Origin of the sequence: Desulfitobacterium nosdiversum, from assembly GCF_049860565.1 — a bacterium.
Taxonomy (GTDB): domain Bacteria; phylum Bacillota; class Desulfitobacteriia; order Desulfitobacteriales; family Desulfitobacteriaceae; genus Desulfitobacterium_A; species Desulfitobacterium_A nosdiversum.
On sequence record NZ_CP172056.1, the window covers coordinates 4,129,087 to 4,144,973 of the forward strand.

13 protein-coding genes are annotated in these 15,887 nt (G+C 41.9%); 3 read left to right on the forward strand and 10 right to left on the reverse strand.

Annotated features, from left to right (window positions below; genetic code table 11):
• Nucleotides 1–126 precede the first annotated feature (126 nt).
• From ACHOLT_RS20080 to ACHOLT_RS20110, 7 genes are all read right to left on the reverse strand, one after another.
• Nucleotides 127–1,365, reverse strand: coding sequence for a PucR family transcriptional regulator (locus ACHOLT_RS20080; protein ID WP_425804363.1), 1,239 nt, complete (start codon nucleotides 1,363–1,365; stop codon nucleotides 127–129).
• Complete coding sequence (locus tag ACHOLT_RS20085) at nucleotides 1,362–1,955, reverse strand: 4Fe-4S dicluster domain-containing protein (RefSeq protein ID WP_425804365.1); 594 nt, start codon at nucleotides 1,953–1,955, stop codon at nucleotides 1,362–1,364. The genes ACHOLT_RS20080 and ACHOLT_RS20085 overlap by 4 nt, the downstream gene beginning before the upstream one ends.
• Before the next feature lie 2 nt (nucleotides 1,956–1,957).
• The gene (locus ACHOLT_RS20090; RefSeq protein ID WP_425804368.1) at nucleotides 1,958–3,994 is read right to left on the reverse strand and encodes a molybdopterin-dependent oxidoreductase; all 2,037 of its coding nucleotides are present in this window, start codon (nucleotides 3,992–3,994) and stop codon (nucleotides 1,958–1,960) included.
• Nucleotides 3,995–4,393: 399 nt separating this feature from the next.
• Entirely contained in the window at nucleotides 4,394–5,119 is a 726-nt protein-coding gene (locus ACHOLT_RS20095) for a TorD/DmsD family molecular chaperone (RefSeq protein ID WP_425804370.1), read from the reverse strand.
• A 2-nt stretch (nucleotides 5,120–5,121) separates the two neighbouring features.
• A complete protein-coding gene (gene nrfD / locus ACHOLT_RS20100) occupies nucleotides 5,122–6,384 on the reverse strand; it encodes an NrfD/PsrC family molybdoenzyme membrane anchor subunit (protein WP_425804373.1) in 1,263 nt (420 codons plus the stop codon).
• Nucleotides 6,381–7,238, reverse strand: coding sequence for a 4Fe-4S dicluster domain-containing protein (locus ACHOLT_RS20105; protein ID WP_425804375.1), 858 nt, complete (start codon nucleotides 7,236–7,238; stop codon nucleotides 6,381–6,383). The genes nrfD and ACHOLT_RS20105 overlap by 4 nt, the downstream gene beginning before the upstream one ends.
• Nucleotides 7,238–9,616: a molybdopterin-containing oxidoreductase family protein gene (locus tag ACHOLT_RS20110; RefSeq protein ID WP_425804378.1), complete on the reverse strand. Its 2,379-nt coding sequence runs from the start codon at nucleotides 9,614–9,616 to the stop codon at nucleotides 7,238–7,240. The genes ACHOLT_RS20105 and ACHOLT_RS20110 overlap by 1 nt, the downstream gene beginning before the upstream one ends.
• Nucleotides 9,617–10,160: 544 nt before the next feature.
• Between ACHOLT_RS20110 and ACHOLT_RS20115 the strand changes: the two genes are divergently transcribed.
• The 3 genes from ACHOLT_RS20115 (at nucleotide 10,161) to panB (ending at nucleotide 12,501) form a co-directional block, all read left to right on the forward strand.
• Nucleotides 10,161–10,757 carry a LysE family translocator gene (locus ACHOLT_RS20115; protein ID WP_425804380.1) on the forward strand — a complete coding sequence of 199 codons (597 nt, stop codon included), beginning with the start codon at nucleotides 10,161–10,163 and terminating at the stop codon, nucleotides 10,755–10,757.
• Nucleotides 10,758–10,762: 5 nt separating this feature from the next.
• Nucleotides 10,763–11,539, forward strand: coding sequence for an AraC family transcriptional regulator (locus ACHOLT_RS20120; RefSeq protein WP_425804383.1), 777 nt, complete (start codon nucleotides 10,763–10,765; stop codon nucleotides 11,537–11,539).
• Nucleotides 11,540–11,664: 125 nt separating this feature from the next.
• Complete coding sequence (panB, locus tag ACHOLT_RS20125) at nucleotides 11,665–12,501, forward strand: 3-methyl-2-oxobutanoate hydroxymethyltransferase (protein WP_425804385.1); 837 nt, start codon at nucleotides 11,665–11,667, stop codon at nucleotides 12,499–12,501.
• Nucleotides 12,502–13,064: 563 nt separating this feature from the next.
• On the opposite strand, the gene ACHOLT_RS20130 is transcribed toward panB, so the two are convergent.
• The 3 genes from ACHOLT_RS20130 to ACHOLT_RS20140 all read right to left on the reverse strand — a co-directional run bounded on the left by ACHOLT_RS20130 (nucleotide 13,065) and on the right by ACHOLT_RS20140 (nucleotide 15,815).
• Entirely contained in the window at nucleotides 13,065–13,313 is a 249-nt protein-coding gene (locus ACHOLT_RS20130; RefSeq protein WP_425804387.1) for a hypothetical protein, read from the reverse strand.
• Nucleotides 13,314–13,437: 124 nt separating this feature from the next.
• A complete protein-coding gene (locus tag ACHOLT_RS20135) occupies nucleotides 13,438–14,412 on the reverse strand; it encodes a bile acid:sodium symporter family protein (RefSeq protein ID WP_425804389.1) in 975 nt (324 codons plus the stop codon).
• Nucleotides 14,413–14,582: 170 nt separating this feature from the next.
• The gene (locus ACHOLT_RS20140) at nucleotides 14,583–15,815 is read right to left on the reverse strand and encodes an NAD(P)-dependent malic enzyme (protein WP_425804392.1); all 1,233 of its coding nucleotides are present in this window, start codon (nucleotides 15,813–15,815) and stop codon (nucleotides 14,583–14,585) included.
• Between the last annotated feature and the right edge of the window lie 72 nt (nucleotides 15,816–15,887).

A 15,887-nucleotide genomic window follows, 5' to 3' on the forward strand; every position in this document is an offset into this window, starting at 1 on the left:
TGATCCTTGTAATAAAATACGCGAAAAAGCTATCTTGCACCTATATTGAAACCAACAAAAAAATGGAGTTTTCTGTATTGAAAACCCCATTGAAATCTTAATTCATTCGTACTATCGATCACATTTTTAGCTGTTCTGACCTAAAGTTAAAACTTGTAAAGCAATATACACATTAACCAGATGATCCACACGACGTAAATCAAATCCTGTCAATTGCTCTATTTTCTTGATTCGGTTGCGAAGGGTATTTTCATGAATATATAAGGCCTTGGCACATTCCGTAATCTGGCATTTACAGTCCATATAAACGCGTAAGCTATTCAAAAGGTCGGCTTCTGTCTCAAGATCAAACTTAAGAAGGGGGCCGATAATCCGTTCACTAAATTCTTGTAATTCTAAGGCAGGCTGAGTAAAGATAAACTTAAGGAAACCCATTTCTTCAAAATAGCATACGGGTCTTCGTCCAAAAACTTTGCCTAATTCCAAGGCAACCTTGGCTTCTTGATAACTTTTGTATAAATCGGTAACCGCTGCTACTACTGATCCCACACCTGCACCAGGATGGCTCACTCCATAATTGAGTAATTTGCTAAGGAATTCGTCAATAAACTTCTGCAAGATTATTTTAAGTTTCGTTTTTTCTAAGTTATCAGCCTTAAGGATAAGGATAAGTTGATCATTAATACCAGCGCTAATCGGGATCTGACGATTGAATAAACGTGGGATTAAATTCCGGGCTGTTGCTAGTTTATCAGCAGAAATTTCTATAACCATAACCAATAATGGTCCTTTTAAATCCCAATTCCAAAGCTTTGCCTTTTCAAAGATACTTACTTTTGAATCATAGTTATTATAAAGAACATCACGAATAAACTCATCCTGAAACATTTCCTGTTTCACATGAAATTCGCGGACACTTCTTAGAGCCAATAGAATAACCATAGAGGCCTGAGTAATATACTGTTTGTCCTTTTCGTCTAAATAGTCACAGGAGGAGCCTATAACACTATTAATGGCATTCAGCACAATGCAATATCCAAGACAACATCCTCCAGTTTGGAGCGGCAAATAAGTATACGCAAGAAGTTGTCCATCGATATTGCACTGCCCTTTGCACAGCAAATTACAGCAACCGTTAAAAAATTCATCTTCATCTACTTTAGCGGATGAGACAGAAAAAAACTCACCTACTTTAATGTTAAATCCTGAAGGATCTTGAAAAGCAATAATTCGATGAACTGCATTTGTAATAATAACCGGCCGATTTAGGTTTTGGGCCAACTGCCAAGCGAGAAAAGGAATATCTTTACCCTGGGCCAAACTTTGAATAAGTTTATTAACAAACGAATCTGTAGGGTTATTCAATATTCATCGCCTTCCTTACAGTCTATTGATAAACCGAATTGCTTTCCATACTCAAGGGGCAAATAACGCACAGCCGGATGAGTTATCTGAATTCGCGGCACCCCCGGCAAACTTCTGATAAGTTTGTGGTCTAGACCTTCTGATGCTTCCGTGTCAAATAATTTTAAAGCATAAACCGGACAAGCATTAACACAAAAAGGACTTTCTCCCTCTTCAAGCCGGTCAAAGCAAAGATCACATTTTATTACTTTACCCGTTACAGGATTTACCATAGGGGCCCCAAAGGGGCAACTCCGTGTACACGTACCACAACCGTTGCATTTTCCAGCATCGTATACCACAATTCCATCTCGTCTTTTACGATAAGCACGCTGTGGACAAAGCCGGAAACATTCGGGATTCTCACAGTGGTTACAAGAAGATGAAAGATAGTATTTTACAAGATGGGTTTCCTTCACAAACTCAACACAGACTACTTTACGTAGAAAAACTCCTGGCGGTAAGTCATGGTTGACAGCACAAGCCATCTGGCAAGCACGACAGCCTAAGCAACGATTCGGATTAAAAAGAAAACTCACCTGATGCACCATTTTTATCCCATCCTTACTAGATTAACAAAACAGTTTGTGAATGACATCCCTTTACTTCCCGTGGTCATTTCACCTAAATCCGTTTCCGACATGCCGATTAAGGTATTTAGCTCCTCCAAATTGGTATCTGTCCTCCCCGCGTAGGCAACAACAATATCACAGGGTTGACCTTGATGAAGCGCTGCACGCAGTACAAGTTCCCCAAAGAGGTTATACACCTTAACATTGTCGCCTTCTTCAATCGCCTTGAGCTTAGCTAACTTAGGATGAATAAATAGAGTAGGTCTTCCATCTAAATGCTGGAGGCGTTTGGAATTACGAAATTGTGAATTTAAATTAGCATAGCTGCGCACACTGAGCAACCGAAAAGGATACGATTCTATACCGGTTAACGAAGTTCCAGGTATGGGTAGGGGTAAAATACCTCGCTCCAGTGATCGCTGGGAAAAGAACTCATATTTTCCTGAAGGCGTAGGGAATTGATGGTCTTGCCAAGGGACAGAAGATAAATTCACTCTAACATAGCGATCACGCAATTCTCGGTAATGAGTTATTCCAAGTTCACCATAAAACTGCGCCTGTAGCTTTTGGTCTAGCCATTCGCTTGCTTCTAAATTAGTCGGGAAATGAGAAAAACCTGGTTTAAAGCGTTGCAGGTTTAAAGAAAGTTCACGCATAATTTGGTAATCGGATTTGCACTCTCCCAGCGGAGCAATGGCTTGCTCATTCATCGCAACCCCGTAGTGCCAAAAGGAGATCACTATATCTTCAAACTCAAACAAAGAAGCTACGGGCAAAACATAATCTGCCATCAGAGCCGTAGCCGTCAAGACTTGATCTGCTACCACCACCATGGGGATTTTTTTTAAGGTCTGTTTAACTGTGGTTGTATCTGGATCTTGAGCAGCTGGATTACGACCAGCTATCCATAAGAATTCTATCGGTGGATCTAAGGTTCCTAACTCTGCAAAGCGCCCTGTTCCTATCGTCCGATGATTATAATCCTTATTAAACCCTTTAAAGGTTCCGGTATATGTCCAGGGCTCATATGTCAAATAATGTACATTTCCTCCCTCTCTGCCGATATTCCCGGTAAGTGCAGCTAGACTATCAATTGCTCTGATATTTTGACCACCGTTCAGGGTACGTTGACTACCGAACCCTATCCAAATTGTCGCGGGTTTAATTGTTCCATATAAGCGAGCTAAAGCGTATATTCCATCTATCGAAATGCCTGTGACTTCAGTAATATATTTCAAATCAACGGTTGTAAGATAGTTTCGATATTCAGACCAGCCATGAGTATAGTTCGTAATAAAGTCATGATCGAGCAAATCCTCTTCAAGCAATACTTTAGCTAACCCTAATGCCAACTCCCCATCTGATCCCGGCCGAATCTGAAAGTACAGATTGCTTCGGGCAGCAGTAGCTGTGAAAACAGGGTCAATCACAATAATTTGAGCTCCTTGTTCCTGTGCTTCAAAAATATAGCGCATCTGATGCGGCGCAGTCCAAGCCGGATTTGAACCCCAAATAATAATCAATTTAGAATTGAGCATATCTTCCGGAACCGGTTTTTTATTGGCACCGTAATTTAACATTAACGCATCCATACCGGTAGCTTCACAAGGCGTACCAATCATTGCTGTAATTTTCCCCATGCTGTCGAAGAAATCCTCCACACTCTGGCTTAAAATACCCATGGTACCCAAGTACTTATCTAAACAGACTGGCAAGAGGTTTCCATATTCCTCATCAATAGAGATTAACTTCTCCGCTATTTCGGTTAAAGCTTGCTCCCAGGTAACCCTTTCCCAATCGCCGCTCCCCTTGCGCCGTTGTTTAAGCGGGTAAAGCACACGATCTGAAGAATAAACCCGTTCTAAATGAGCGTATCCCTTTGCACATATACGCCCCTGAGTGTAAGGATCCTGTTTATCTCCTTTAATGCTCATAATGCGTCCTTCATAAACTTCTGTGAGCAATCGACAAGAGGCAGGGCAGTCAGCCGGGCAAACATTATCATAGACCTTAGTCATCGTAATAACCTCCGTCAATGTTTTCTCAAAAATTTAAACTCTTTACTTCTTAAATTCGTCTGATTATTATATTTCCCTCTCCATCCGACAATCTTGCCATATTTACTTTAAAATCTATGACTATCGTATTCAGCACTATATCTAAATTAAGCAAAATTATTACCCACTAAATAATCAACTATGTTTTTACCCCTACTTACGAAAAAAGTAAGACCTTTGATTTAATACTGAAATTAAAAAGCACTTAGTTCAGGTGAAGTCATTCAACTTCCTCTGAACTAAGTTTACATAATTTGAACAGTGGTAAAGTATAAAGTAATCCTCCGTAAAATCTACACTCCCATAAAACTTAGCACATTTGCGAAGCTCATTAATCCTGATAGCAAGTAATGAGTTAAATTAAGCATATCGTATTCCTTCAGAGTTAATAATTGAAGTCAGCAATCTCCCCAAAATCCTATAAAAAGGATGCTTTGCCTCATTAGCCAGCTTATCTCCAAAGTCAGGCAACCAAGGAAGAAGTCGTGATTTTAGAAAAGAGTTGGCCGATTGAATATTCGGCTTATGTTCCGAATATTGTTTGGCATTCTTAGCCAAGAGATAGTACATCAATTCCAGCTCAATGGCAATATGGTCGGCATATTCAGCATATTCCAGTGTAATAGCTAATCCCTCAACTCGCAATAACTCTTCCATAGCCATAGTTGCTGGACCAAGAATTGTCCCTTTTTGCTCTAGTGGACGATTGGGATCGTAAACAGATTCATAGGGAGGACAAGGAGGTGGTTCTGGTCCAAGAAACAGCCGGGTATATTCTACTCGCAAATCCTGAAGTATTGCACTTAACTCCTCTGGAGCAAATAATTTTATATTTTTTCCTGCCCTATCTTCTTCATTGCTGTCTGTCTCAACCTTTGTTTTCACTGCAAGCGTTGATGGAAGTTCCCTTATTAGTTCACCTTCTGCCCCACAGAGTTCTTCCACTGCCAGAACAATATCAGCCCATTCATTATGATTATTTAGTAACTCTACTAAATTAACACTTGGTTCATAGAAAGCAGTAGCCAAAAAGCCATAAACCTTTTTTCGTTTGATTTGATCCATAGACGGCTTAGAACTACTCATGGTTATAACTCCTCGCCCACATGAACATCTTTAAAAACCTGTTCGGACTGGTTCATGTTCAGGGTTAATTTAACTCCTATGGTTATTAGAAAAGCAACCATTGCCAAAACACCTAAGGTAATTAGGATCTCCGAAACACTTGGGAAGTAATGACCAATTACAGTAAAGGAGCTTTTATCAGCTACACTGCTGAATGCTCCCTGAGCAGGAATAAAGTGTCCTGTTGAAACTCCGGGAGAATAAGGAACATTCAGTTGTAGGAAGCCGGGTAGAATAATATTGATCCGCTTAAAAAAGACACCTAATACAACTAGAACTCCGGCCAAAGCTTGATAACCAAGCGATTTTTTAGTCTTTGAATGGACAAGAAGCAGGAACGGGAGAGCTACTCCACAAATAAGCTCTACCCAAAAAATTGGGGATAAAGAACCGGATAGGACTCTTGCTACAGCTGAAGCCTCGAATGTCCCACCTGAATAAGCGGACGTAAAAAGATCACAGAAAAGGAAAAAGGCATCAACAAGAATAAAACTGGATAGTAACTTGGTTAAAAAGGCACGATTTTGTTCATCTAATCCAGGAACTTCCTGTCCGGAACGTTGTCCTGCATAAGCAATAATTAAGAGTAACCCGACACCGGATACAACCGCTGAGGAGATAAAAATAGGTGCCATTAAAGCTGTATTCCAATACGGACGTCCAATTTGAAGACCAAAAATCCAGGCAGTGATGGAATGGACTAGTATCGCCACAGGCAATCCGATATATGCCGCCCACCGAAGCATACGCTCCCGTTGAGCTTCTGGTTTATTATTCCACTTTTTTCCGAAGAGCACATAAAGCTCAGATACTCCTAATAACAAATAAGCACTAAGAATGAAAAAGTCCCATTTGAGAGGGGAAGTTATCCGTCCACTACCGAAGAGGATATTCAGTACCCGTTCAGGGTGACCAACATCGACAAAAACCATACCTCCGGCACCGATCACACAAGCCACCGCAGCTATAATTCCCACAGGCGCCATTTGTTCCAAACGCTTTAATTTAAAAATATAGGCCGTCGAGGAAACGATTAATCCTCCAGCACTCAAGCCAACCAAAAAGGCAAAGGTGATAATGTAAAGCCCCCAAGAAACATAGTTATTCATTGCTGTCACTTCTAGCCCAAGGCGTAACTGCCTTATCCAAACTCCAAAGGCAATTGCCATTATTAAAACTAAAAATGAGATCCAGATCGTTCCCGTCTTTACAGTTTTTTTGCTCATAATTGATCACTCTCCCGTATTTTAATACAGCAATTGCCTTGATAAGTTGGTTCAGACGTTTTCGGGGTATTAGTGACACTTACAGTATTATTTGGGGCAACAATATTAGTATTGGGCGGCACCGGAGTTTTGGCAGCAAGAGCGGCTCCCGTACTGTTTAGACTCGTGGTTTGGCTCATGGCTATACTTTTTGTTGATTGACGACGCCGCCGAGGGAGATAATAAACACTTGGTTCCGTTCCAAACTCATCTTTAAATGTTTCACCGCCACGCTCAGAAATAAGTTTGGAAACTTCACTATTTGGATCGTTGAGATCGCCAAATGTTCGGGCATGTGCAGGACATCCGGCAACACAAGTCGGAAGCTCACCTTTATCTGTTCTTTCTACACAGAATGTGCATTTTTCCACAACACCTTTCGAGCGTTTTGGAACATCAGCATTTCCGACATGATCATCTTCAAATGTTGGCACCTGGACAGGCGTACCCCAGTTAAAAACCCGAACATTATAGGGACAAGCAGCCATACACATCCGACAACCGATACATTTAGAATAATCCTGGGCTGTGATTCCATCAGGGCGCTTGTATGTTGCACCGGTTGGACAAGCCTTTACACATGGCGCGTTTTTACAATGCATACAGGCATACGGACGAGAAGATATTTCGGGTTGACCATCAGGTCCAGCTGTTGGCATTCCAAATTGTTCTTGCTGTCCACTTGGGCTTAGGACCCTGTTCCACCAGTTTCCAAGCCCCACGTTGTTCTCTGTTTTACAGGATACTGCACAGGTCCAGCATCCAATACAGCGTTGCATATCAATAACTAAGCCTAAACGTTTATTCGTTGACATTATTGTGCCCTCCTTACCTCAACAAGAGTGGAGTTTAGTGTATGACCGTTGGCAATAGCCGAAGGCGCATCATTGGTTAGAATACTGGAATTCGTCCCTTGTTGTATCCACCAGCCGTTTTGCACAACGGCCACACCAGATCGGACTCCCGGATTGATTCTTGCCGTCAGTGTTAATTTTCCGCGGTCATTAAGGACCTCGGCCTTGTCTCCTTCTTGAATGCCGCGATTTTCTGCATCTTTAGGGTTAAGCTCCACCCATCCTTTAGGGTAAATTTCCGAAAGCCAAGGCATAAGGGCGAAACTGGAGTGAACTTTAGTTCGTATTTTGGCATTGACTAGGTGGAGAGGGTATTTTTGGGCCAGTTCAGGAGTTTTTTCTTTCCCTTCCTTCGGTGGAAAATAATCGACCATAGGCTCGAATCCTTTATCTTCCCAGCGGGTGGCGTGGAATTCTACTCGTCCGGAGGGGGTTCGGATAGGAGTGTCCCTGAAAAAGACGAAATCTCCCGGCTCTCTCTTGATGCCAAAGTTATTGAGGCGTTCATCACCCCACGCCCAGACAGCTCCTCTTTCCCGCAGCGTCTTGACGGAAAGACCTGTATTTTTCAAAACAAAATCAACCCATTCCTCATCCGTCTTATCAAAATATTCCCCAAATCCTAACCGTTTAGCTAGCTCTCTATAGATTTGAGGATCAGAGCGCGATTCCCAAAGGGGCTCAATTGCCTGATCGATAAGCTGGTAGTATTCGTTGACGTGGGAAGCCATTAGATCAGTGTATTCAAACAGGGTGGCGGCCGGCAAAACCACATCGGCGATGGAGGCTGCGTCTGTAAAGAAATTATCAGCAACCACAAGGAAATCCGCCTTTTTCATGGCTTTCATGAGCCTACCGCTATTAGGATATTGACCGAGTCCTGCGCCTTGCCAGTAAACACCCTTGATCGGGTAAGGTTTGCCTTCATCCAGCATTTCCCCCAACTGACTCATGGGAATTTGTCCCTTGGGAGCAGGCGGGTAGGGTAAGAGAAATTCTCCCAAATTCAGGGTGCCGTGGACCAGGGGGCCGCCCAGATCGTTGACCCCTCCGCCAGGCAAGGGAAGATTTCCGGTTAAAGCGGAAAGGCAGACCAAGCTGGCTACAAAGTACTCCCCCGAGCTGGTGCGCTGGGCGCCACTCATAACACTGTTGATAGTGGCGGGCTTAATGGTAGCATAATCCCTGGCCAGTTCTTCCACTTTTTCCTTGGCAACTCCGGTAATTTCCTCCACCTTTTGGGGAGAATATTGGAAGGCCCGCTCTTTCAGGCGGCTGAATACAGTGCGGACATGGATGGTATTAATGGTAAATTGGCCTTCCAGAGCTGGTTCAGTGACGGAAGAAGGAGAAGCAGGGCCGTTCTTAACGGGATCCCAGACCACAAAGTCGGTGTTGTCAGGAGTGATGCCTGCTTCCTTTGCCCTAAGCAGTTTACCTGTAGCTTCGTTTACAAGGAAAGGCAGGTTGGTTTTCTTGAGAACATAATTTTTATCGTAAAGGGATTCCTGGATAATGATATTGATCATTCCCATGGACAAGGCCAGGTCAGTACTAGGGAGAGGGGCAAGCCAGCTGTCCGACTTGGCGGCGGTATCGCTGAAGCGGGGATCAATGGTCACCATTCGGGCGCCGGCATCTAAGGCATCGGCAATCAGGTACCAATGGGCATGATAGCTTTGGGCTGGATTGTGTCCCCAGTTAATAATCATCCGAGCATCAGATAGCGTATCCCATACGTTGCAGCGGTAGCCAACCATGGCCGTCTCTCCTTCCCCCTGGGCGGCGCAGCAGAGAGAGCCTACAAGATCCGTGGTTGCACCCTTACCGAAGGCATTAGCAAAACGTTTACTAAGGCCAAAGTCATATCCGAAGCGAAGTGTGGACATGACCGCACCTCCGTAGAAAAGGACGGACTGCGGACCGTACTTTGATCTGATACTATCCAAGTTTTTAGCTACCAAATCTAAGGCTTCATCCCAGGAAATCCGTTCCCACTTGCCCTCACCCCGTTCACCCACTCGCTTAAAGGGGTATTTCAGGCGATCAGGATGATAGGTCCACTGTAAACGAGAATAGCCACGCAAGCAGGGACGCAGATAGAATTTAGGATCAGGTTTGATCCGTACAGCCCGGCCGTTGCGAACATGCACCATATAGCCGCAATGATTGCACTCCGGGTTGCATGCAGTACGAACAACCTTCTCTTCCGTGGTCGGGGCGGCTTGGACCTTGCCGGTATAGCCTAAGCCTCGGAGAATAGGTCCGGTACTTCCTAGCACTAAACCTCCTCCAAGGGCTAATCCCCCTCCTATAAACTTACGACGCGTTATTTCCACAAAGGTCACCTCCTATATTCTTGTGAATTAATTCGCTTTTTAAGTTTCCAAACCTATGTTCATATCTACAAGAAAAAGGAGCCTTCACTGTAGAAAGCTCCTTTTCCAAAGATTAAAATTTAGGCCCAACTATTCTCGGATTTATTCTTCAACCGCTGCCGATTGGTTCTTTAGCTTTTATCAGTGTTACATAAACTGCTTAAGTCGGAATTCTTAAACCAGCTTATGCCTTAGCCGGTTTCTCCAATTCATTTAAGCTCCGTATGTGTTCTTCTTGAAACCAAAGTTATTGTATGGAAAGATGCTCTGGCTGAAAAAGGAGCCTGGGAGCTTACTGCACATTTTAAGAATAAGGAAGCAGCGGAAAGAAGATAAATGGCATCTAATGTCTATAATTGGTAGTTCACATAAACCTAAGTTATACTTATAATAGGATATTGCGAAACATTGTTTATAATACAAATTTGTGACTCTGCAATAATATACTATATGCCTTGAATTTTAAGATGTATATTTATGAAAATACTTTCAAGGAGTGCACTTCATGAATATTACATCTTTTTTATTATACTGCTGCATTGTTACATTCACACCTGGACCTACAAATATTGTCATATTGTCCACAGTGCATAATTTTGGGACAAAAAAGGCAATAGAATATTCATATGGGGCAACTATTGCTTTTGGGTTATTACTTGGTATTTCCGCTGTATTGAATACTGTACTTATAGCAGTAATACCAAAGATTTTGATTGTTATGCAGATAATCGGGACCTTCTATATGCTCTATCTTGCTTATCAAATATACAAAATGGATGTTTCAGAGTCGGCTGAGATACGAACTGCTACTTTTATTTCTGGCTTTCTTATGCAGTTTGTAAATCCAAAAGTCGTACTGTTCACAATGACAGTAATTCCAAGCTTTGTTATGCCATACTATACTACTCCACCTGCACTTGCTGTATTTGCTACGTTAATAACAATTATTGGATTTTGTGCATTTGTTACATGGGTTCTCTTTGGTGCAATGTTCAAAGAATTTTTACAGAAATATCAAAAGACTGTTAATGTAATTATGGCATTATTTTTAGTTTATTCAGCGATAATGGCATCTGGGGTAGTTGAGCTAATTAAGAGGTGATTCATATGGATCGATTTATATATAAAAAATCAGCAGGTATTACTGCGTTGTCAGCAAGCTTTACTGATTTTAAATACAAAAAGCATTCCCATAAGGAGTATGCATTAGGTGTAACACTACGGGGTATTCAGGAGTATAACCTGGATGGAAGTTTGCAGTCGTCATATCAAAACGGTGTCATGCTTTTTAACCCGGAGCAACCACATGACGGTATGGCACATGATAAGACAGGTATTGATTATGTTATGGTATATATTGAGCCGAAACTATTTTTAGATATTCTTGAAAAGAAGGATATGGTCCGCTTCTCTTCTCCAATTGTGTATAATCACAGCCTTGAACAAAGAATACTAAGCCTCTCTTGTGCAATATTAAGCGGAAAAGATGAAGCATTGTGCAGTGAATTGCTTTTATCTCTTACGGATTGCTTTACACAGCCCAATCTTTGTATGAGTTACAGGAAAGATAACGATCTAACCAGGAAAGCTAAGGATATGATTCATTGCAGCCTGAAAAATGTTCTAAGACTTGATGACATTATTAGAGAACTTGATATTTCAAAATTTCAGTTTATCAGAATGTTTAAAGCCGATACTGGAATTTCACCCTATCAATATTTTCTAAACTGCAAGGTAGAACTTGCTAAAGAGTTAATAGAAAAAAATAAAGATGTTTATTCGGCGGTAGCAGAATGTGGTTTTGTAGATTTAACACATTTAAATAAGCATTTTAAAAGAATCTATGGTTTAACAGCATTTGAATATATGTTATATGTAAGTTAGGGAGTCAAATTCCTGCTAAGTTCGGTATACTTTATTTGGACAGTATCATTCGAACTGTACCTTTTCATTGAAACCATTTATTTATAATGCCTGTATCCATTACGGAACGGAACGGAGGAATAATTATGAAATCAACGAAAGACTTTTTGAAAATGAAGAACGAAGGAAAAAAGATTGTAATGATTACCGCGTACGATTATCCTTCGGCAAAGCAAGTCGAGCAAGCTGAGGCGGACATGATTCTTGTTGGTGATTCTCTTGGCAATGTTGTGCTAGGCTATGATTCAACCATCTATGTGACGATGGAGGATATGATTCACCACGCTAAAGCAGTTAAACGTGGGGCTTGCAATACCTTTATAGTAGTAGATATGCCATTTATGAGCTATCATCTATCAATCAGGGACACTCTCTTAAATGGAGCAAGGCTTCTTCAAGAAACGGGTGCCCATGCTGTAAAATTAGAAGGGGCTGACGGAGTGCTATCCCATATCGAAGCACTTGTAAATGCCGGTATCCCTGTTGTATCCCATCTGGGGCTTACTCCGCAATCGGTGGGAGTTCTTGGCGGATATAAAGTTCAGGGAAAGGATGCCGAAGCTGCCAGGAAAATAGTCGAGGATGCAAAACGATGTCAGGAAGCAGGAGCCTTTGCAGTTTTACTTGAATGTATTCCAAAACAGCTTGCCAAAGAAATTACATCATTACTTTCGATTCCTACGATTGGGATTGGAGCCGGTGTTCATACCGATGCGCAAGTGCTTGTATACCATGACATTCTCACTTACGGAGTGGAACGAGTCTCAAAATTCGTAAAACCCTATGCAAATATGAATGAACAAATGACTAACGGCTTACGGGCATATGTAAACGAAGTGAGAAACAAACTGTTCCCTACCGATCAACACAGTTTTACGATGAAAGAAGAAGAATTAAAGACTCTCTACGGAGGCAAGGAATGACCTTATCACTTCCTGACCAAAGAATTAAATAGCTATTAGAAATACTCAAGAATAGCCATAGAACCATTAAATTGTTATATTATACAAAGAGGTAGAAGCTGATTTCCCCTAACAAAGAACGGGAATCAGCTTCTATTATTTGTTACGCATTTTCCTACAAGTGTTCATTATTAATTATTCGCCTAGCAATATTTGATTTGCTTTTTAGATTCTTGCGTCCTATAAAAAGATCTTTGAAAACTTCACTACGCGAGATATTCTTTCCGTGAACATTTAATGGACAAACTGAATATATTGTACTAGCCCTAAGAATGACAAGCAAAAGGAGGGAAACAGTATGCTATGGATTTTACCAATTATCGCATTTCAGTTATTCGTGATAATTTTATTGTTACTCCGTATTTTGCATGAGCTTGAGGAGCTTGAACACCATAAATGACCATTTTAACACTTAATGAATGGCTAGGCTTATACGCCTAGCTTTTTTTTCTATTCCGCGGAACACTTTTGTTCCAGCGACGATGGACCAGAAAGAGGACGGCCAAAAGGCCGCCCTCAAACTATTATTGGCTAACGAATGTTATACCGCGTAACGGGATACGCACAACAGGGCGAACTCCATCAATTGGGGTTCCAATATTAGAGAATAACAGGGCATTGGTCAAAAGGGCGACTCCGTCTTGAATCCCGCCAAAGTTTCCCACCCAGAACCCCGAATCTTGTCCAACGGCAAGCCGTGTGCCAATGGGAAAGTTGTCAAAAAGCCCGACAATGAAGGGTACAGGTGAAAAAGGTGTTCCGAATAGTGACATAATATAACCCCCTCTCTTTTTTTGTTAGGCCTCTTGGATGGCCTTAGAAGATGAGATTGAGAAGGGTTATCCTGTTTTCTTGATATAGATTATGAAGGCTTGGCCCAAAAAGTTACTCTTTAGTTTAACAATTCAAGCTGTTCTCGCAGCAGGGTCTGTTTATTCTCGTTAGAAGCTTAGATACGATCGCCGCAAGAGGTTGTTGAAAAAGAAGGGTTAATATTATCGGCAAGGCGACTGCAGCAGGAAAATACGTAATGGCAATAACTGAGCCGAAACTGGTATTGCGCATGCCCACGTTAAAGATCATTGCCGTTATCGTTTCTTTACTCCTTATCTTTACGACATAGCTCCCTAAAAATCCAATCAAATAATTGACAAAAATCAAGCTTAAAACGATAAACATCATTTCCAGCGCTGACTGATTCCATTGGATTTGCCGAAGAACAATCGCTGAATTGATATAGATGACAAAAAAGTTGGCAATCTTAGAGGTTACTCCCCCTACCGAACTCGAAAATTCTTCAAGTCGCCCTTTAGTCATTTCATTGATTGCAATACCAAGAACGCTTGGAATCGTGACCATAAGGAGAAGCCTTAAAACCATACTCCCATAATTGATTGCAACACTCGTTCCAATCATGACTTTGAAAACAGCCGGGATTAAGATCGGAATCAGTAACGTATCCAAGGTGACCGTCACCAGAGCAAGCGCAATATCTCCATTCGCAATTGTAGTCCAAATAATTGACGTCACTGCAATAGGAATGGTTGATCCAATAATGAGACCTACCCTCATGTCGAAATTGTCAGGATAAAGCCAAAGGCCCGCTCCCCACGCCGCTAAAGGTGCAACCCCATGAATCAAAAACAAACTCCATAAAGGAATAAGCGGCTTTGTTAAAATACGAACTACATCCTGTAATGTTGTCCGCAGGGCGCTTATAAAGGTCATATAAGCAAATAAGCCCGTGGCTAAGGCCCCCAGAAACGAAGAATTGTTCAGCGGAATGAAGAACCCCGCTACAATCCCTGACATGACCATGACAAACATTTTTTTATTTAACCATTGGTTGCTTTTCGTTAAAAAATCGTGCATTTGATTTACTCCATTGCTTTTCACTAACATTTTTTTAAGATAATATAGTTTACACCTTCTTTGTGAAAATGAGAAGCTAAAATAAAGAACCGGGGTTGCTTGAACTGCACCCCAGTTCAAATAACCCCGGTCAAATTCTGTCAAAATGTTCCTGGTTAAAAGTTAAGCATTTATTGATTTGCCTCATAAAACTTACGTAGATTTTCCGCAACCTCTTGCGGATCTACCTTTTGTGTCGCTACTCCTGAATCCATTGCAGCTTGAGCCACAGCAGCTGCCACAGCTGGACCGACTCTTAAATCAAAGGCTTTTGGAAGAACATAGTCAGGATTTAATTCGTCCAGAGTAACAATATTGGCAATCGCATAGGCTGCTGCTACTTTCATTTCTTCTGTAATAGCCGTTGCTCCGCAGTCAATTGCTCCACGGAAAATTCCTGGAAAAGCTAAAACATTATTGACCTGGTTAGGATAGTCCGAACGTCCTGTACCTACAACAATCGCTCCGGCAGCTTTAGCATCTTCAGGCAGGATCTCCGGAACAGGATTGGCCTGAGCAAATACAATCGGATCTTTAGCCATGGATTGAACCATTTCAGAGGTTACAGCACCTGCAACCGACACGCCGACAAAGACATCTGCTCCTTTTAACGCATCGGCAAGGGGTCCCTTAAGAAGCCCGCGGTTCGTCCTCTTAGCAATCTCCTCTTTATACTTATTCATTCCCGTGGGACGTCCTTCATAAATCATTCCTTTGGTGTCACACATGATGACATTCTGAAGACCTGCACTCATCAGGATCTTCACAATCGCCATTCCTGCAGCGCCAGCCCCGTTGACGACAATCTTGACTTCGTTCAGCTTTTTATTCACGACTTTTAAGGCATTGATGAGTCCGGCCATCGTGATAACCGCAGTTCCATGCTGATCGTCATGAAACACCGGGCCATCGTAGATTTCTTTTAATTTCTCTTCAATATAGAAGCACTCCGGCGCTTTAATATCTTCCAAGTTAATTCCGCCAAAGGTGGGCTCAAGCAATTTTACGAGCTCAACGACCTTATCGCTGTCTTGTGTGTCGACACAAATCGGGAAAGCATCCACAGCCCCAAAGGTCTTAAAGAGAATTCCCTTTCCTTCCATAACCGGCATAGCTGCCCGAGCTCCAATATTGCCTAAGCCAAGGACTGCCGAACCTGTTGAAACCACAGCCACAAGATTAGGGCGGTTGGTATAGCGATTTACCAAGCTTGAATTTTTCGCAATTTCTTTGCAGGGTTCAGCTACTCCCGGGGAATAAGCCAAACTTAAGTCTTCGCCGTTACGGACGGGAACTTTGCTGACGACAGCAATTTTCCCCTGATTATCTTCATGCAGTTTAAGTGCATCTTCACGTTGCGACATAATAGGATCCCCCCTCTTTTATATAGGCTCATTTAATCTAATTTAATCAATTTTAATTAATTTTATTAAAAA